The following is a 19,962-nucleotide window of genomic DNA, read 5'->3' as shown; positions in this document are numbered from 1 at the left end:
TTTATTTTTCTGTAAAAAATCATCACCAAAGAATGAATATTTAGACAAACACCAATTTACATTCTTCAAGTTTTTCGATAAATATACCAACGAAGCGTCATAAGTATTGAACAAAAAAAAGCTGAAATAATATTATTTCAGCTCCATGTAATTTTAATAAGTAAATGCAAAAGAAATTGAAAGAAAGGACTACTTCACTATCATGTTAAATGAAAAAGTATCGATATTAATTTTTGTACCGGTATTGATTCTCTTTAACCATAATTCAACAGACTCGTTTTGATTTAAGGTTACAGAACCTGTAACTGGGAAAGCTTGTGTAAAGCCACTATTTGTATCAATATACGTTTCAGTTGATGGAAGCGGTGTAATTGTACTTCCATTTGAGCCAACTTTTACAAAATAAAACACATAGACAGCATTAGTTCCTGCTGTTGATTCTATGAAGGCAATTGATGAGTTAACTTGAAAGGAACGTGTTTTTTTTCCTCTGTAAGTAAGTCTACCAGTAGTACTTGAACTAACTCTTAAAAGTTCATCGGTTGTAGTTACGTTTGTATTTACCTTATAACCTACATTTTGCGTAGTAGCTGTAGTTCTTGTAGAAGTTGTGTTACTGGGATCGTATAAATTTCCTGTAGCAGATGCATCTGTCTCAGTAGGAATACCTGCGCATCTCACATTCCAATTATTATCAAAATTATAGCCTGTATAAGTTGCAGGTGTATACCCATTTACATACTTCCCTGTAGAGAGCGTACCCGTAAAAACAACTGATTCCATTACTCCATCACCCGTTATAATAGGGTTTGCACTTACATCGACCCCAACCGCTGCACCATTTACTTCACAAAAACCACCTTGTTTTTGGATCAAAGAAAATGTACCGGTGAACCTTTCAAAAGTACCTGCATTATTTCCAAACCATGCCGTATTGCTCAAAAGCACTCGTGTGTTATTAGTATAGGTAATACCTGTAGTATTTGCGGCAAAATTCACGAAAGATAAAAATACCAATCCAAAACCACTGATTGTGCCGACATTGGCAGAGTTTGCAACAATAGCATCTCTAAAAATAAAACTTTGAGTATTGCCACTTGCCACCAAATTAAAAACAGCACTCGTTCCAGCAATACCCAATGTTTTAATAGTGCCTCCAGATGCTCCATCAAAAAGAAACCCACTAGATTTAATGAGTAAATCTTCATTGGCGTCTAAACCTACCAAATAGGCATTATTCAAATCAATTGGAAAATTGACGTTGATAATACCATTTATTTCATAATACGTGCCACTATCGAGAACATATTTTACACCACCGCCAGCGGCTAATTCAGTAGCTAAAACAGTAGCTAATACATCCGTAGATTTAATACGTTTAAACTTCAACCTTCCATTAGCATCACTATTGATAAGATTCCAAGAAGTTATTCCTTGATTGTAATGGTATAATGATTTTAGATTTGTATCATAAACCATCAACCCATCGGCTGGAGATGCAATTGCTAAACGCTGTGCGGTAGTCATCCTTGGCGTAAGCATCCCTTGAGTAGTTGAGGAAACGTCAAGAACTGAACTTGCATGAGGTGTTGTGGTTCCTATACCTACTTGAGCGTACGTTGTTACAGTAAGTATTAAGAAAAAAACAACTTGCAACACTCTTTTTGGAAAATATTTTTTTTTCATGAAAAAAATGTATTAAAATATTAAAAACCACAACTTTATTTGATTTTAAGCTTGATATAAATTTAAAACAAATTATCGATTAAATGCATATTTAATCGATAAAACGCACGGTAATACCTGTCGACAGAAATAAAACCTACGTTGAGTAAACATTCATTTCTTCACAAAAGATATTTAACAATAAAAATTAACCACGAAATTTGAAAAAAAACACAAAAACACAAAAACATAAATATTGAAAAGCTAAGGGTCATAATCATACAAGTTTTGTACTTTTGAACTTTACAAAAAAAATTATGTCACAACAAAAACGTCTTTTTCTTCTTGATGCTTATGCATTAATATTTCGTGGGTATTATGCTTTTATCAAAAACCCACGTATTAACTCAAAAGGCATGGATACTTCTGCCATTATGGGTTTCATGAATTCATTGATGGATGTCATCAAACGTGAAAAACCAGACCATCTTGCGGTAGCATTTGATAAAGGAGGAAGCGCTTTAAGAAACGACCTTTTCCCAGAATACAAAGCAAATAGAGATGCAACTCCCGAAGCGATAAAAATTGCGGTTCCTTATATTCAAGAATTACTCAAGGCCATGCACATTCCTATTATTGAGGTGAGCGGTTATGAAGCCGATGATTTAATAGGAACAATTGCTAAGCAAGCTGAAAAAGAAAATTACAAGGTCTTTATGGTTACACCTGATAAGGATTTTGCACAACTAGTATCTGAAAACATTTTTATGTACAAACCAGCCCGAATGGGTAATGGTATTGAAATTTGGGGTGTCCCAGAAGTATTAGCAAAATTTGAAATTGAAAGACCTGAACAGGTCATCGATTTCTTAGGCATGATGGGCGATACGGCAGATAACATTCCTGGTTTACCTGGCGTAGGAGAAGTGACCGCAAAGAAATTGTTGAAAGAATTTGGCAGCATGGAAAACCTTTTAGCAAATACTGATAAGCTAAAAGGAAAAATGAAAGAGAACATTGAAGCCAATAAAGAAAAAGGATTGTTGTCTAAAACATTAGCAACCATATTACTGGATTGCCCGGTGGTTTTTAATGAAAATGACTATGAGCTATCTAAGCCCGATGTAGAAAAAACCGATGCCTTATTCAATGAACTAGAGTTTAGAAGAATGGCTGAGCAATTTGACGCTATTTTTAAAAGTCCATCTCAACTTGAACAAAATAGCAATGCTCAAACAGATGCCAAACTATATAAGAAGCAAACAAAGAATGAAGATCAATTTGATCTTTTTGGATCGAATGATCAAGACGCTACATCAGATGAAAATCGAAATCAATTTTACAGTACGCTAACAAACACTGAACATTCCTATCAAATTATTCAAGGTGATTTAGGTCTAAAATTACTGTTGCAAAATTTACAAAAACAAACTTCAGTATGTTTTGACACTGAAACTACTGGACTTGATGCACTGCATGCAGAACTTGTGGGGATATCTTTTTCATATGAAAAAGGGAAAGGATTTTATGTTCCGTTTCCAGAAAATCAAGAAGAAGCACAAGCTTTAATAGAAAAATTTATTCCGTTTTTTGAAAATGAAAGCATTGAAAAAATTGGTCAAAATCTAAAATACGACTTGAAAATTTTATCCAATTATAAGGTAGAAGTAAAAGGAAAGTTATTTGACACCATGATTGCGCACTATCTTATTAATCCTGATATGCGTCATAATATGGATATCCTATCTGAGACCTATTTAAAATATTCACCTCAATCTATCGAAGCTTTGATTGGAAAAAAAGGAAAAAATCAAAAATCAATGCGTGACATAGCACTTGAAGAAATAAAAGAATACGCCGTTGAAGATGCCGATGTAACTTGGCAACTTAAAAATATTTTCACCCAAGAACTAGAACAAACCGAAACCAAAAAGCTTTTTGAAGAAATAGAAATCCCATTGGTAAAAGTACTTGCCGATATGGAAAAAGAAGGTATACGGGTTGATGTAGATTTTCTTAAGTCGCTTTCAAAAACACTTGATGAGGATATCAAAATATTAGAAGCGAGCATTTATGAAACTGCAGGTGAAAAATTCAATTTGGCCTCACCAAAACAATTAGGAGATATTTTATTTGACAAATTAAAAATTGGTGGAGTTAAACAAAAGAAAACCAAAACAGGGCAATATGCTACCGGCGAGGAAATACTGAGCTACCTTGCCCCAGAAAACCAAATTGTAAAGGACATCTTGGAGTGGAGACAATTAGTGAAATTGCAAAACACCTACGTAGATGCCTTACCAAACCAAGTAGATACAGTTACAAAACGCATCCATACAGATTATATGCAAACTGTAGCAGCTACTGGACGATTGAGTTCTAATAACCCTAATTTACAGAACATCCCAATACGTACCGAGCGTGGTCGCCAAATTAGGAAGGCGTTTGTTGCAAGAGATGACAATCACACCCTAGTATCTGCCGATTATTCACAGATAGAATTGCGCGTCATTGCAGCTTTGTGTGGAGAAGAAAATATGATAAAAGCGTTTCAAAACAACGAAGACATTCATAAATCTACGGCATCAAAAGTATTTAACGTTCCGCTTGAAGAAGTAACACGAGAACAAAGAAGTCATGCTAAAACCGTAAATTTTGGGATTGTTTATGGTGTATCAGCATTTGGACTGAGTAACCAAACTAGTTTGACCCGAAAAGAAAGTGCCGAATTGATTGAGGCCTATTACCAAACGTATCCAAAATTAAAATCGTATATTCAGGATCAGGTAGACTTTGCTCGTGATCATGGTTATGTGCAAACAATACTTGGCCGTCGTAGGTATTTAAAAGATATCAACTCTCAAAACGCCATCGTTCGTGGTGGTGCAGAACGAAATGCAGTAAACGCTCCTATTCAAGGAAGTGCTGCCGATATTATCAAAATTGCAATGATCAATATTCATAAAAGGTTAAAAAGTGAAAACTGGAAAAGCAAAATGTTATTGCAAGTTCATGACGAACTCGTATTTGATGTGCATAATGATGAGCTAGAAAAAATACAGCCCATGATTAAACATGAAATGGAAAACGCCTTTCAACTTGTTGTGCCACTAGAAGTAGAAATTGGCACCGGTAGAGACTGGCTAGAAGCACATTAATAAAATATACCGCAAATAAAAAATCTCTAATTAAGAAATTAGAGATTTTTTTATAAGGTTTGTAATTTACTATTCCTTTTTAAGGAACAATTAAAAATTATAATGAGCTTTCTAAATTGCGACAGCTTTTTTATTGCTTAAAATTTTGTACGACCAGAAAGCTAACAGACCCAAAGGTTGTAAAACAATTAGCGAAAGAATAAGAAGCAATTTAGTTACTGAAGACACTGTTGTTAAGTTTGTAACCGTATACAAGGAGTATATCCAGAATACAAAATAAAAAACCACGAGAATCATAAAAAGAATTTCTAACATAATTTATTTTTTAAAGTAATAACCATAACATCAATAAATACATGAAAGGTTATTTTATAGAATAAAGAAGTAAATTTAAAAAAAAACTAGAAAGTTCAAAATATTCAGTTTAAAACTTTCTTTACTCTGATCATTTTTTTTTGTTTCAACAAAAAACTAACTGTTATATAAAATATAAATTTAAGGCTAAATTAATGTTACAGCACTTTTTTAGTCGACTCTCTTTCTTTTAATTTCGTTTTAATAACTTTTGTTTCATAAGGAAGATGTTCCTCATCTGACTCTAATCTATTAATGAGTAATTTCGCTGCTACTTCTCCTATTTCTATACCGTGCTGACTTACCGTTGTTAAACTAGGCGAAAGCCTTCTTGAGGCTAAAATTCCGTCTGCAAAACCTATTATAGAAATATCTTCGGGTACTTTAAATCCTTTTTTTAATGCAACTCTTAATGCCGCAACTGAATCATTCTCATCCAATGCAAAAATTCCATCTATTGGATTTTCAAATATAGAATCGATTTTATTTTTAAGATCAAGCTCTGAGTCGGTTCTAATTATAATATTTGTATTAACCGCAATACTATTGTTAGATAGTGCTTTTAAGTAGCCATCAGCTCTTAATTTACCCACACTCAAATTATCAATAGAAGATAACAAGGCAATATTTTTGCAGCCAAGATTCAAAAGTTGTTGGGTAGCATTTAAAGCCGAATCAAAATCATCTACAATTACTTTATCACACTCTACCCCATCCGCAATTCGATCAAACATCACAATAGGAGTTCCATCGTTGATAATGGTAGAAAAATGTTGGTACTCTTGCGCTTTTTGAGCTTCCTCAGATACAGACACTATAAAACCATCAATAGTACCATTACTCAACATCTCTAAGGTATGTGCTTCTTTATCCAGAGACTCATTAGAAATACACATAATCACATTATACCCTTTTTCATCAGCAATTTTCTCAATACCACTAAATACTTTGGCAAAAAAAGAATTAAGAATATTAGGGATAATAACCCCTATAGTCTTTGTTTTTCTATTTTTTAAATTTAAACCGATAACATTTGGTTTGTAATTTTTAAGCTTCGCATATTCTTTAATTTTAACCTTAGTTTGCTCACTAATCTCTGGGCTGTCGTTTAATGCCTTAGACACAGTAGATACGGAGACATTGAGTTCCTTTGCGATTTGTTTTAAAGTTGCTTTGGCTTTCATATTAAGAATTAAGTATAAAGTTAAAGTACAAGATAGTATAATTTCTAAAAAATTCAATCAATTGACAAAAATAACGCATTAAGTTCAAAAAAGTAATTGTTGAACAAAAAAAATACACATATACAAGTCATTAAATAGTAGAATAAAATCAATTTATAAAATAGGATTTATAAAACGTAAAAAAAATATTAATATACATTTGATAATCAGGGACAAGCACATATCAAAATAATCTTTTAAGGTATTTGTATTTAAAATAATTAATTGTACTTTTGCAACCCCTTTATTGGGGATGGAATGTTTAATTAAAAAAATATTATGGACGCATTAAGCTACAAGACACAGTCAGCAAGCAAAGCCACAGTTACAAAAGAGTGGATTGTTGTAGATGCAGATGGTCACAACTTAGGACGTCTTGCTTCAAAAGTCGCAATGATTTTAAGAGGTAAGTACAAGCCAAGTTACACACCACATGTGGACTGCGGAGATAACGTAATTGTTATCAACTCAGAAAAAATCAACCTTACAGGTAACAAAATGGATGAAAAAACGTACATCCGTCACACTGGTTACCCAGGAGGTCAAAGAACTTTAACTGCTAAAGTTTTGCAATCTAAAAACCCTGCATTATTAGTTGAAAAAGCTGTAAAAGGGATGTTGCCTAAAAACAAATTAGGAGCAGAGCTTTTTAGAAATTTAAATGTTGTTGTAGGATCAGAGCACAAACAAGGAGCTCAAAAACCTAGAACAGTTAACCTTAACGATCTTAAGTAATGGGAGTTATTCACAAAATCGGTAGAAGAAAAACCGCTGTTGCACGTGTATACGTTTCAGAAGGAACAGGAGTAATCACGGTAAACAAAAAAGCATTTGAAACTTACTTCCCAACTGCAACTTTACAGTACAAAGTATTACAACCAATGTCTATGACAGAAAATGTAAGCAACTTTGACGTAAAAGTTAATGTTTACGGAGGTGGTTCAACAGGACAAGCAGAGGCTGTAAGAATGGCATTAGCACGTGCAATGTGCGAAGTTGATGCTGAAAACAGAGGAATCCTTAAACCACAAGGTTTATTAACAAGAGATCCAAGAATGGTTGAACGTAAGAAATTCGGTCAGAAGAAAGCTCGTAAGAGATTCCAATTCTCTAAGCGTTAATATTCAATCTGGTTATTTTTCAGATTATCAAGTTCAAATGCTGGTATTACTATCAGCTTAAACTGAAATATGTTAAAATAAATTTAGCATAAAAATTTAAAAACACAGTTGTTGTTGCTCTCCTACCGAGGTAGGAAATAGTTTAGCATCTAAATAAGTCGAAAGTCTTAAAGGCAACAGCCTTAAGTCGTATCAAAGAAGCTTATTGCTAATCAACAGAACGTAAACTAGAACAAAATGGCAAACAAAATAGAAGTTAAAGACTTACTAGAAGCAGGTGTACACTTTGGACACATGACTAGAAAATGGGACCCAAACATGGCTCCTTACATCTATATGGAACGTAATGGTATTCACATTATCAATCTATATAAAACTGCAGCAAAAATTGAAGAAGCGAATGAAGCTTTGAAAAAAATCGCTGCATCAGGTAGAAAAATATTATTTGTTGCTACCAAAAAACAAGCAAAAGATATCGTTGCTGAAAAAGCAAAAGCTGCAAACATGCCTTACATCACTGAAAGATGGCCTGGTGGAATGCTAACTAACTTTGTAACTATCCGTAAAGCTGTTAAAAAAATGGCTACTATTGATAAAATGAAGAAAGATGGTACTTTCATGACTTTATCTAAAAAAGAGCGTTTGCAAGTTGATCGTCTTCGTGCTAAATTAGAGAAAAACTTAGGTTCAATCGCTGACATGTCTAGACTACCGGCTGCATTGTTCGTAGTAGATATCAAAGCTGAACACATCGCTATAAAAGAAGCACAAAAATTAAACATTCCAGTTTTCGCAATGGTTGATACTAACTCTGATCCACGTGAAGTAGAGTATGTAATTCCTGCAAATGATGATGCTTCTAAATCAATTGACAAAATTTTAACTTTAGTTACATCTGCAATTATCGAAGGACTTTCTGATAGAGGTACTGAAAAAGAAACTGAAGCTACTGCTGAAGTTGCTGCTCCAGCTACTGAAACTGCAGAAGCTCCAGCTGCAACTGCAACTGAAGAATAAATCAAATTTTGAATTCCAAATTTTGAATTCCAAATTCCAAAATCAGAAAATAACTATCTGATAACATTGGAATTTGGGATTTAAAGATTGGAATTTTTACTTTTAACATTAAAATTCAAAATATTATGGCAACAATTACTGCTGCAGACGTAAACAAATTAAGACAAACTACAGGTGCCGGAATGATGGACTGTAAAAAAGCTTTAGTTGAAGCTGAGGGAGATTTCGATAAAGCAATCCAAAACCTTAGAGAAAAAGGTCAAAAAGTTGCTGCTAATCGTTCTGACCGTGAGTCTTCTGAAGGAGCTGCTGTTTCTTTTATCAATGCTGATAACACTAAAGGAGCTATCATCACTTTAAACTGCGAAACAGATTTCGTAGGTAAAAATGAATCTTTCGTAACTTTGGCTAAAGAATTAGTTGAAAAAGCGATCAATTTCTCTTCTAAAGAAGAATTCTTGGCTTCAGATTTCAACGGAATTACTGTTGCTGAAAAATTAATCGAGCAAACTGGTGTTATAGGTGAAAAAATCGAAATCGGTGGTTTTGAAATTTTAGAAGGTGCTTTTGTTGGATCTTATGTTCACGTTAACAAAATTGCTGCATTAACTGCTATTTCTGCTGCTGTACCAAATGCAGAAGTTTTGACTAAAGACGTCTCTATGCAAGTAGCATCAATGGGAGCTGATACATTATCTTACAAAGATTTTGATCCTGCTTTTGTTGAGTCTGAATTAGCTGCTCGTATTGCGATCATTGAAAAAGAAAATGAAGAAGCAAAACGTTTAGGAAAAACTTTAAAAAATGTTCCTAAATATATTTCTTTCTCTCAATTAACTGAAGAAGTTATCAAACAAGCTGAAGAAGATGCTAAAGCTGAATTGAAAGCTGAAGGTAAACCAGAGCAAATTTGGGACAAAATTATTCCTGGTAAAGTACAACGTTTTATCTCTGACAACACTACTTTAGACCAAGAAAAAGCTTTACTTGATCAAAACTTCATCAAAGATGATAGTAAAAAAGTAGGTGATTATGTTAAAGGTTTCAATGTTGAAATTACAGGTTTCAAAAGAGCTTCTTTAGGATAGCTTTCTGTCTCTAAAATAATTAAAAATAGGCTGTTTCACGTTGTGTGTGACAGCCTGTTTTTTTTTGAGCAAATAGCAAAGCTGCCTAAATCAGCCTTTCCTATACTATAGAAATATAATTTTACATCAGCAATTACACTAAATTAAAGCACCAACAAATCTATAAAAAGCTCCCACTACTAGTGTGTATTCTAATACATTTTATTAAATAAATCAGCTTATTTTCCTTATTGTTAACATGGTTAGAGCCTAATTTGAGATTGACAACATTTTCAACTCAATCCGATTATGCACTGTTTTTTACTTTAAAAAAGAACATTCCTAACTCTCATCAAAAAAACGAAAACGTTTTCATTAATTCGAAAACGTTTTCGAGTTTTTAAAGTGTTTTTTTTTATTCGTTAAAATATACATTTGATTTTATTAAACTAATATAATTACAAATCAAACAATTTAACAACCATGTACACGAGTAAAACAGTGCTGAAAAGATTTGTATTGCTAGCAGCTATTATGCTATTCAATATTTCGTTTTCGCAAAATGCAACACTATCAGGAACCGTTTCTGATACATATGGTCTACCAGTTATTGGGGCTAATATTATTATCAAAGGAGGTCAAAAAAGTACTATCACTGACAGTGATGGTAAATATAAATTAGCAGGTTTAAAAGACGGAGACGTAATTCTTATTGCATCGTCAGTTGGATATAAAAAACTAGAAACAGCAGTCCGTATCAGCACTGCAACAGTTCAAAATTTAGTGCTCACTGCTGAGGAGAATGTTTTAGATGACGTAGTCATTACAGGAGTTGCAAACCCAAAAACAAAGATTAAATCGAGTGTTTCGATAACATCATTAGGAGCACTACAAATTACACAATCAGCACCAAGATCTACTGCAGAAATTTTTAGAACCATTCCTGGAATTCGAGCAGAATCATCAGGAGGTGAAGGAAACTCAAACATTGCAGTGCGTGGTGTGCCTATTTCATCTGGAGGATCTAAATACCTTCAATTGCAAGAAGATGGTTTACCTGTGTTACTTTTTGGTGATATCTCTTTTGCAACAGCAGATATTTTTACAAGATTCGATGGGAACATTTCAAAAATAGAGGCTATTAGAGGAGGTTCGGCTTCTACATTATCTTCTAACTCTCCGGGTGGTATCATCAACTTTATTAGCAAAACCGGAAAAGTTGAAGGTGGATCTGTAAGTACCACATTAGGATTAGATTATGATACATTTAGAACTGATTTTGATTACGGAACTTCAATAGGGAAAGATTTATATTTTCACGCAGGAGGTTTTTACAGAGTGGGTGAAGGACAAAGAAAAACAGGTTTCATAGCTAACAATGGTGGTCAATTTAAATTTAACATTACAAAAGAATTTGAGAATGGATCAGTTACGGTTTACACAAAATTCTTAAATGATAGAGCTGCCGCTTACATGCCAATGCCTGTGCAAGTATCAGGTACTAATGCAAACCCAAATTGGGGAAGTATTCCTGGATTTGACGCTACAAATGGTGCATTACAATCTGTATTTTTAAATCAAAGTTTAGGTTTAGGACCTGATGGAAACATCCGAAGAGAAAAAATATCAGATGGTATGAATCCGATCTCTAAATCTATTGGAATTAGTGCAAATTTTGAACTAGATGGCGGATGGAAAATTACTGAAAACGGACGTTACTCATCAAACAGCGGTGGATTTATAGCTCCATTCCCTGCAGAAGTAGGTAGTGCTGCAGCAATTGCAAACTCTTTTGGAGCTGGATCACAATTGCGTTATGCAGATAACGGATCAGCATTTAACAATCCAAACGGATTAGTAGCAAGAATTCACATGTTTGACACGCAATTAAACGACATGAGTAACTTTATGAATGATTTGCGTATCAACAAAAAGTTTGAAAATATAGGGATAACTGCTGGTTTCTTTAAGTCTATCCAAAACATTTCAACTTCATGGTTGTGGAACTCTTACCTTCAAGAAGTATCAGACAATAACCCTAGACTTATTAATGTCGTAAACGCAGGTGGACAATTGCAATCAGAGAATGGTTTATATGCTTACGGAACACCATTGTGGGGTAACCTTGCTAGAAACTATGACACACAATACAATACCTCTGCTCCCTATGTGAACGTTTCAATTGATGCTACAGAAAACTTATCTATTGAAGGTGGATTGCGATATGATCTAGGAAAAGTTACAGGATCGTTTGCTGGAGGTACTTCAGGAGCTTTTGACATCAACAACAACGGAAACATTTCTGTACCGGAACAAAATGCATTTGCTATCAATACAGCAAACACAACTGCGGTTGATTATGATTACGACTATGTATCATACACTTTAGGGGCTAATTATTTATTGAACGCTCAGCAATCTGTATTTGCACGTTTAAGTAGAGGTGCATCTGCAAAAGCTGACAGAATTTTATTTTCAGGTTTGAACTACCTTGACGGAAACAGAATCAATGCTTTAGATTTCTTAACTCAAGCGGAAGTAGGTTACAAACAAAAAGTTAATGGTGGTTATGTTTACGCTACTGCATTTCATTCTAAAACTGATGAGCAAGGCGGATTTGAAGCAACATCAAACACTATCATTCAAAACAATTACAAGTCATTTGGTTTAGAGCTTGAGTCTGCTTACAAAGTAAACGAAAACTTTAATTTCACAGGTGGATTAACTTACACAAAAGCTGAAATTACATCAGGTAGCAACAGTGGTAATGAACCTAGAAGACAGCCAAAATTAATGTATAACGTAATACCAACGTATAAATTTGGTGCAAACAAAAACACTTTAGGATTGAGCTTCATTGGGCAAACAAAAGCATTTGCACAAGACTCTAACCAACTTGTTATGAATGGATTTGTAATTATCAACGGATTTGTTGAAGTTGAAATTGCAAAAGGATTATCTATCAATGTTTCTGGAAATAACTTGTTAAATACTTTAGCAATTACAGAGACAGAAGAAGGTGCTATTACTAACAATACTGTAAATTACGTAAGAGCAAGACCAATGCCAGGAAGATCAATCTCGACTGCATTGACTTATAGATTTTAGTTCGTTTTTAATTAGTGGTTATCGCTCTCACATGTGCAATGTGTGAGAGCAATTGTTTAAAAATCTACATCCATTTTACAGCTGTAAAAAAAGGTGTAGATTTTTTTTTGTAAAACACATGAGTAAATTAATGCTAACGTAAACACTTTGTCTTAACTCTTTAAAACCTATACTCCATTTTTAAGAGGGCATATCTAGGTTGTAAACGGTACTCGGTTTGCGAAATATTGATATCAGAAATACTGTAATTGCGGAAATTTTGGGTATTAAACAAGTTATTTCCTGAAAGGAAAATAGTGAACTTATTTTCTTTAACAACATAACGCGCCTCTAAGTCCAGAAAATAATATTTATTATTTTCTTTGTTTAAATTACCAAAAAAATAGAGCTCTGACTGTAGTTATATTTGGAACCAATATGATAATTAAAAAAAACTTTGAAACAAGAACGGAACTCCAAACCATAATTAGCATAAAAGTTTTTTAGCTACAATATCGACTTTCTAATATTGTCATTTATTTATTAAATTTGGCAAAAGTTAATTCTATGTTCAAAACCAAAAAAGAACTTGTCTTCATCATCCTTGCTGGGATATTTATCACTAATGCCGTTACTGCTGAATTGATTGGTGGTAAACTGATCCAAATAGGTCCGTTTGTAATGAGCATCGGCATTTTGCCTTGGCCTATTGTGTTTTTGACTACAGATTTAATTAACGATTATTTTGGCGAAAAAGGAGTAAAAAAATTATCCTTGATCACTGCTGGATTAATTGCGTATTCGTTTATTATTTTACTGCTGGCCATGAGTATTCCAGCCGCTAAAGGCATTAGCCCAGTAAATGATGCTCAGTTTACCGCCGTTTTCGGTCAAAGTATGTGGATTATTGTGGGCAGTATTATTGCTTTTCTTATATCACAATTAATAGACGTTACTGTTTTTTGGTTTTTTAAAAACCGAACTGGAAATAAAAAAATATGGCTCAGAGCTACGGGTTCCACCATCATTTCACAACTGTTTGATTCCTTTATCGTGTTGGGAATTGCATTTTGGTTGCCCGGCAAAATCAACTTTGAAACCTTCCTTACTTCGGCCTTAACTGGCTATACTTTTAAGCTAGGCACAGCCATACTCTTGACTCCGCTAATTTACCTAGGTCACTACATGATAAAAAATTATTTAGCCTCCGAAAAAGAATGATTATAACTGATAAAACACGTTGCGGCTGGTGTCATTCCAGCGATTTATACATGAAATACCATGATGAAGAATGGGGCGTTCCCGTATATGATGACACTACTCTATTTGAATTTTTAATTCTTGAAACCTTTCAAGCAGGCCTAAGTTGGATTACCATCTTGAACAAAAGAGAAAATTTCTACAATGCATTTGATGCTTTTGATTATAAAAAAATCGCCCAGTATTCTGATGATAAAATTCAAAATTTATTACAAGATGCAGGTATCATTCGCAACAAACTCAAAGTTTATTCGGCTGTGACCAACGCTCAAAATTTCATTACAATCCAAGAAGAATTTGGAAGTTTTTCGCAATACATTTGGGCTTTTGTAAATAACACACCGGTTAACAACTCCCCAAGAAACTTAAAAGAAGTTCCTGCTACTTCACCAATTTCTGATGCTATAAGTAAAGATTTAAAAAAACGCGGCTTCAAATTTGTAGGTTCCACCGTTATGTATGCCTTTATGCAAGCCACAGGCATGGTCAATGATCATGTAGAATATTGTTGGAAACGAAATTCATAATTTATAATTTAAAATTCATAATTTTCATTACATTTGCTTCACACTTTAGGGGTGTCTACCACGGTAGGCTGAGATTTTACCCTCTGAACCTGATCTAGTTCATACTAGCGTAGGGAAAAGTAAGATGACTTCATTGTACCATAATTGGGTACCGTCGTAGCCATTCCTAAAGTATACCTATATACTAAATTCAACAGGAATGGAACTAAAAATCAACAACCAAACAAAACATTTTGCCGCCAAGAGCCTAACGGTTCAAGCACTTCTTGACTTGGAAATTCCCGTAAAACAAAACGGAATTGCTGTGGCCATTAACAATACCGTCATTCCAAAATCCAATTGGAATTTGCATCTCATACAAGAAACCGACACCATTCTTATCATCTCCGCAACTCAAGGAGGATGAGGCGGCTGCTCGAGCACAATCTAATTAAGTTAATAGGAAAAAGAAAAAACAGCACGCAGATTCAATAGATTTAAACCGATTTTTCTGCGTAAATCCGCTAAATCTGCGTGACAAAAAAGCAATTATTTAACTTAATGACCTTGTGCTCGAGCGGGCTATCCATTACAAGTCCGCAGTGACCATCCTATAAAACACAGTCGCCATTAAAGCTTCCTTACGGTCGCTTCACTGTCTCCTTGTTTTATTAGTCTGTTCACTTTACGGGCTTTCCATTACTATCCCTAGCAGAAAAAAAATACTTAACACAATCCTATTACTAATGAACAACGAAGAAAAAATATCTAGAACCCCGTTTCCAAATTCGAAAAAAGTATACATCGACGGAGAAATTCATCCCATAAAAGTAGCCATGCGTGAAATTTGGCTCGCAGATACTAAAATGTCAAATGGCAGAATAGAAAAGAATCCACCGGTAACAGTTTACGACACTTCAGGCCCTTTTACAGATCCTAATTTTGAAATTGATATTCGCAAAGGATTGCCACGCATCCGCGAACAATGGATTTTAGACCGAAATGATGTAGAAGAACTAATCGAAATCTCCTCAGAATACGGAAAATCACGTTTAAATGATGAAAAGTTAGATCACTTGCGTTTTGAATATTTACACAAACCAATGCGCGCCAAAAAAGGAGCCAATGTTACCCAATTATATTACGCCAAACAAGGTATCATCACTCCCGAAATGGAATACATCGCCATTCGTGAAAACCAACGCATCGAACAACTAAACGAGCAAACAAAAGCAATGCAATGCCAACACGCTGGAAATAGTTTTGGAGCAAATACACCAAAAACTAAAATCACGGCTGAATTTGTTCGTAGCGAAGTAGCCAGAGGTCGTGCTATTATCCCCAACAATATCAACCATCCCGAAAGCGAACCAATGATTGTAGGACGTAATTTTTTAGTGAAAATTAATGCCAATATTGGGAATAGCGCAGTCACTTCAAGCATCGAAGAAGAAGTAGAAAAAGCGGTTTGGGCTTGTCGCTGGGGTGCTGATACCATTATGGATTTATCAACCGGAAAAAACATTCACGAAACCAGAGAATGGATTATCCGTAATTCGCCCGTGCCAATTGGTACCGTGCCTATCTATCAAGCTTTAGAAAAAGTAAATGGTGTAGCCGAAGATTTGACTTGGGAAGTTTTCCGTGATACCTTAATCGAACAAGCAGAACAAGGCGTTTCTTATTTCACCATTCACGCTGGTGTTTTATTGCGCTACATTCATTTAACGGCTAACCGTGTTACAGGAATTGTTTCTCGCGGTGGTTCTATTATGGCCAAATGGTGTTTGTTCCACCATAAAGAAAACTTTTTGTACACGCATTTCGAAGAGATTTGCGAAATCATGAAACAATATGATGTTGCCTTTTCATTGGGTGACGGACTTCGCCCAGGTTCTATTGCCGATGCCAACGATGCAGCACAATTCGCCGAATTAGAGACGCTGGGTGAACTAACAAAAATCGCTTGGAAACACGACGTACAAGTATTTATTGAAGGACCTGGTCATGTACCAATGCATATGATTAAAGAAAATATGGACAAGCAATTAGAACATTGTGATGAAGCTCCATTTTACACTTTGGGGCCATTAACAACTGATATTGCTCCAGGTTACGACCACATCACTTCTGCCATTGGTGCGGCAATGATTGGCTGGTATGGTTGCGCCATGTTGTGCTATGTTACTCCAAAAGAACACCTTGGTTTACCCAACAAAAAAGATGTAAAAGATGGTGTGATTACTTATAAAATTGCCGCACACGCAGCTGATTTAGCCAAAGGTCACCCAGGTTCACAATACCGTGATAATGCTTTGAGCAAAGCCCGTTTCGAATTCCGTTGGGAAGACCAATTCAACTTGTCATTAGATCCAGATACTGCTCGAGAATTTCATGATGAAACCTTGCCTGCAGACGGTGCAAAAGTGGCTCACTTCTGCTCAATGTGTGGACCAAAATTCTGTTCTATGAAAATTTCTCAAGAAATTCGTGACGTTGCCGCGGCCGAGAAAGGAATGGCAGCAAAATCAGAAGAATTTATTGAACAAGGAAAAGAAATTTATATTTAGAATAATTGAAAAATTAAATGATTTAACAATTTAAAAATTCTTGAATCTAAACCATTTTAAATCTTTCAATTTTTCAATCTTTAAATCTAAAAATGATTTTAATCACAAGTCCAATTCAAATAGCAAACGAAATCCACACCATACACGCTCTCTTTGAGAATGGATTGGAGTTACTTCATATTCGGAAACCTGATTTTTCAGAAACAGAAATGAAAACATTTGTATCAAAAATAAAAACAGCTTTCAGACACCAATTGGTTTTGCATAGTCATCATCAATTAGCGCCAGAATTAGGAATTGATCGCATTCATTTTACAGAAAAAAACAGAATCGCAACATCCGAAAAGCATTTAAAAAAGTGGAAAGAAAAAAAATTCAGCCTCTCCACCTCTATTCATCAAATGTCGGATTTTGAAGAGCTATCAAGTGTTTTTGATTACGCATTTTTCGGCCCTGTTTTCGAAAGTATTTCAAAACCTAATTATGTTTCAAATCTGGATTTCAAAAAAGAATTAAAACAAAGAAAAAATAACACAACTGCATTGATTGCTCTTGGAGGAATCACATACGAAAATATCAAAACTGCATTAGCATTTGGTTTTGATGATGTAGCACTTTTAGGTAGTATTTGGAACAACAACCATTCAATAGAAAATTTTAAACTATGTCACGACCTTTTGTAGTAAGCATTGCAGGCTTGGATCCTTCAGCAGGTGCAGGTCTTTTGGCAGATGTAAAGACGTTCGAGCAACATCAGGTGTATGGCTTTGCAATTAGTACAGCAAATACCATTCAAACCGAAAATGAATTTGTAGCCATACAATGGACAGATTTCGATTTTGTTTTGCAATCTGTTCAAACAATATTTAATACTTACAATATAAAAGCCGTAAAAATTGGAATTGTACCCTCTCTGGCATTTTTAAAAGGAGTTGTTTTTCTGATAAAAAAGATTTCGCCAGAAACAAAAATAGTTTGGGACACCGTTTTAAAATCGACAACAGAATTCGATTTTTTAACTATTGAAAACCAAACTACTTTGACTGAAATACTGAAAGAAATTGATTTGATCACTCCTAATTACAATGAAATTTTACAATTATCTTCTAAAGAAATTAATGCCGAAACAACAGCTATTTTACTTTCAAAACATTGCTCCGTTTTGTTAAAAGGCGGTCACAATCCAAAAGAAATTGGCTTTGATTATTTGTATTTAGAAAATGAACATTTGAAACTAGCACCCAATACTACTAAAATTTTCGATAAACACGGTACAGGTTGCGTGCTATCTTCCGCCATTACAGCTCATTTGGCTTTAGGACAAGAATTAAAAACGGCTTGTATCAACTCCAAAAAATATATAGAAGCCTACTTACAATCTAACCCCACAAAACTAGGATATCATTATGTACCATAAATTACAATATATTTCTCAAGGAAACACCGTTGAAGAACAATTGTCCAATATTCGCAAAGCATTAGATAATGGTTGCCAATGGATTCAATTGCGTTTCAAAACCCAAAATAGTATCGACTTATTCCATTTAGCAGAATCGGCAAAAATTTTGTGCGATGTCTATACAGCAACTTATATTATCAACGACAATGTTCATTTAGCAAACCAATTAAATGCTGACGGAGTTCATTTAGGCTTGAGCGATATGAAAGTTGCAGCAGCAAGAACCATTTTAGGCAAAACAAAAATAATAGGAGGAACTGCCAATACGTTTGAACACGTATTGCAAAGAACTGCTGAAAATTGCGATTATATTGGTTTAGGGCCGTTCCAATTTACAGCAACAAAAGAAAAATTAAGTCCCATTTTAGGGTTAGACGGTTACCGCAGCATTATCGAAAAGATGAAAGCAAAAAAAATACAAATTCCCATTTATGCCATTGGAGGAATTCAGCTTAAAAACGTTGAAAGCATAATGGAAACTGGCGTTCACGGAATTGCTGTTTCGGGTATAATTACCCAAAGTGAAAATCCATCCGAATTAATCACGCAACTAAACGACAAACTATATGTTACCATTTAAAATAGGAGATAAAACCTTTGAATCGCGCTTGTTTTTAGGAACAGGAAAATTCGGCTCCAACCAACAAATGGAAGAAGCTATTTTGGCATCCGGAAGTGAATTGGTTACCGTAGCCCTAAAACGTATCGATTTAGAAACCGAAACCGATGCGATTTTAGCCCACCTCAAACATCCACGTATTAATTTATTACCCAATACTTCGGGAGCAAGAAATGCGAAAGAAGCCATTTTTGCAGCGCAACTAGCAAGAGAAGCTTTGGAAACCAATTGGCTCAAACTAGAAATCCATCCCGATCCAAGGTACTTGTTACCCGACCCGATTGAAACCCTAAAAGCAACAGAAGAATTAGCCAAATTAGGTTTTATCGTTTTGCCTTACATTCATGCCGATCCTGTTTTATGCAAACGTTTGGAGGATGCCGGAACATCAGCGGTAATGCCTTTGGGTTCGCCAATTGGAAGTAACAAAGGCCTGAAAACCATCGATTTTTTAGAAATTATCATCGAACAATCTAAAGTCCCTGTCATCATTGACGCAGGAATTGGAGCGCCTTCTGATGCCGCAAAAGCAATGGAATTAGGCGCTGATGCTGTTTTGGTAAACACCGCTATTGCTGTTGCTGGAAATCCAAAACTGATGGCTGAAGCTTTTAAGGAAGCGGTAATTGCAGGACGAAAAGCATACGAAGCACTATTGGCACAAAAGGTAAATCGTGCGGTGGCTTCGAGTCCTTTGACGGCATTTTTATACGAGTAATTTTTAAATTGGCACGTAGATTTTACAGATTTACGCAGATAAAAAGTGAAACCAGATTTAAAAAAATCTGCAAAATCTGCGTGTAAAAAATACAATCATTTTTAAAGAAATTTACTATATTCAATTATCATTAATTCA

At 34.8% G+C, this 19,962-nt stretch carries 17 protein-coding genes and 1 riboswitch; of the genes, 14 read left to right on the top strand and 3 right to left on the bottom strand.

Annotated features, from left to right (window positions below; genetic code table 11):
- Positions 1–189: 189 nt before the first annotated feature.
- The gene (locus AC061E_RS02320) at positions 190–1,686 is read right to left on the bottom strand and encodes a phage tail-like protein (protein WP_478284817.1); all 1,497 of its coding nucleotides are present in this window, start codon (positions 1,684–1,686) and stop codon (positions 190–192) included.
- Between the two features lie 296 nt (positions 1,687–1,982).
- On the opposite strand from AC061E_RS02320, the gene polA reads away from it, so the two are divergent.
- Entirely contained in the window at positions 1,983–4,823 is a 2,841-nt protein-coding gene (gene polA, locus AC061E_RS02315) for a DNA polymerase I (RefSeq protein ID WP_478284816.1), read from the top strand.
- Positions 4,824–5,335: 512 nt separating this feature from the next.
- Here the strand turns inward: polA and AC061E_RS02310 are convergent.
- The gene (locus AC061E_RS02310; RefSeq protein ID WP_478284815.1) at positions 5,336–6,361 is read right to left on the bottom strand and encodes a LacI family DNA-binding transcriptional regulator; all 1,026 of its coding nucleotides are present in this window, start codon (positions 6,359–6,361) and stop codon (positions 5,336–5,338) included.
- Between the two features lie 318 nt (positions 6,362–6,679).
- On the opposite strand from AC061E_RS02310, the gene rplM reads away from it, so the two are divergent.
- The 5 genes from rplM to AC061E_RS02285 all read left to right on the top strand — a co-directional run bounded on the left by rplM (position 6,680) and on the right by AC061E_RS02285 (position 12,713).
- Positions 6,680–7,135: a 50S ribosomal protein L13 gene (gene rplM / locus AC061E_RS02305; RefSeq protein WP_086453663.1), complete on the top strand. Its 456-nt coding sequence runs from the start codon at positions 6,680–6,682 to the stop codon at positions 7,133–7,135.
- Positions 7,135–7,521: a 30S ribosomal protein S9 gene (rpsI, locus tag AC061E_RS02300; RefSeq protein ID WP_086453662.1), complete on the top strand. Its 387-nt coding sequence runs from the start codon at positions 7,135–7,137 to the stop codon at positions 7,519–7,521. Before rplM ends, rpsI begins: the two co-directional genes overlap by 1 nt.
- Positions 7,522–7,758: 237 nt before the next feature.
- Positions 7,759–8,538, top strand: coding sequence for a 30S ribosomal protein S2 (rpsB, locus tag AC061E_RS02295; protein WP_221917854.1), 780 nt, complete (start codon positions 7,759–7,761; stop codon positions 8,536–8,538).
- Positions 8,539–8,663: 125 nt separating this feature from the next.
- Positions 8,664–9,626, top strand: coding sequence for a translation elongation factor Ts (tsf, locus tag AC061E_RS02290; protein WP_478284814.1), 963 nt, complete (start codon positions 8,664–8,666; stop codon positions 9,624–9,626).
- Positions 9,627–10,088: 462 nt separating this feature from the next.
- Positions 10,089–12,713 carry a TonB-dependent receptor domain-containing protein gene (locus AC061E_RS02285; RefSeq protein ID WP_478284813.1) on the top strand — a complete coding sequence of 875 codons (2,625 nt, stop codon included), beginning with the start codon at positions 10,089–10,091 and terminating at the stop codon, positions 12,711–12,713.
- Between the two features lie 160 nt (positions 12,714–12,873).
- On the opposite strand, the gene AC061E_RS02280 is transcribed toward AC061E_RS02285, so the two are convergent.
- Positions 12,874–13,053 (bottom strand): hypothetical protein, encoded by a 180-nt coding sequence (locus AC061E_RS02280; protein WP_478284865.1) that lies wholly within the window; start codon positions 13,051–13,053, stop codon positions 12,874–12,876.
- Positions 13,054–13,259: 206 nt separating this feature from the next.
- On the opposite strand from AC061E_RS02280, the gene AC061E_RS02275 reads away from it, so the two are divergent.
- The 8 genes from AC061E_RS02275 (at position 13,260) to AC061E_RS02240 (ending at position 19,824) form a co-directional block, all read left to right on the top strand.
- On the top strand, positions 13,260–13,913 hold the full coding sequence (locus AC061E_RS02275) for a queuosine precursor transporter (RefSeq protein ID WP_478284812.1): 654 nt from the start codon (positions 13,260–13,262) through the stop codon (positions 13,911–13,913).
- A complete protein-coding gene (locus tag AC061E_RS02270) occupies positions 13,910–14,479 on the top strand; it encodes a DNA-3-methyladenine glycosylase I (protein ID WP_478284811.1) in 570 nt (189 codons plus the stop codon). Before AC061E_RS02275 ends, AC061E_RS02270 begins: the two co-directional genes overlap by 4 nt.
- A gap of 37 nt (positions 14,480–14,516) precedes the next feature.
- A riboswitch (TPP riboswitch) is annotated at positions 14,517–14,612 on the top strand.
- A 66-nt stretch (positions 14,613–14,678) separates the two neighbouring features.
- Complete coding sequence (gene thiS, locus AC061E_RS02265; RefSeq protein ID WP_478284810.1) at positions 14,679–14,885, top strand: sulfur carrier protein ThiS; 207 nt, start codon at positions 14,679–14,681, stop codon at positions 14,883–14,885.
- 319 nt (positions 14,886–15,204) lie between these two features.
- The gene (gene thiC / locus AC061E_RS02260) at positions 15,205–17,028 is read left to right on the top strand and encodes a phosphomethylpyrimidine synthase ThiC (protein ID WP_478284809.1); all 1,824 of its coding nucleotides are present in this window, start codon (positions 15,205–15,207) and stop codon (positions 17,026–17,028) included.
- A 92-nt stretch (positions 17,029–17,120) separates the two neighbouring features.
- Positions 17,121–17,711 carry a thiamine phosphate synthase gene (locus AC061E_RS02255; protein ID WP_478284808.1) on the top strand — a complete coding sequence of 197 codons (591 nt, stop codon included), beginning with the start codon at positions 17,121–17,123 and terminating at the stop codon, positions 17,709–17,711.
- Entirely contained in the window at positions 17,693–18,445 is a 753-nt protein-coding gene (locus AC061E_RS02250) for a hydroxymethylpyrimidine/phosphomethylpyrimidine kinase (protein ID WP_478284807.1), read from the top strand. Before AC061E_RS02255 ends, AC061E_RS02250 begins: the two co-directional genes overlap by 19 nt.
- Positions 18,435–19,067 carry a thiamine phosphate synthase gene (locus AC061E_RS02245; protein ID WP_478284806.1) on the top strand — a complete coding sequence of 211 codons (633 nt, stop codon included), beginning with the start codon at positions 18,435–18,437 and terminating at the stop codon, positions 19,065–19,067. The genes AC061E_RS02250 and AC061E_RS02245 overlap by 11 nt, the downstream gene beginning before the upstream one ends.
- On the top strand, positions 19,054–19,824 hold the full coding sequence (locus AC061E_RS02240) for a thiazole synthase (protein ID WP_478284805.1): 771 nt from the start codon (positions 19,054–19,056) through the stop codon (positions 19,822–19,824). Before AC061E_RS02245 ends, AC061E_RS02240 begins: the two co-directional genes overlap by 14 nt.
- Positions 19,825–19,962 lie beyond the last annotated feature (138 nt).

This window comes from Flavobacterium sp. GNP011 (genome assembly GCF_056428925.1).
The sequence above is the reverse complement of the archived record's forward strand: the minus strand, read 5'-3'. Positions and strand labels throughout refer to the sequence as shown.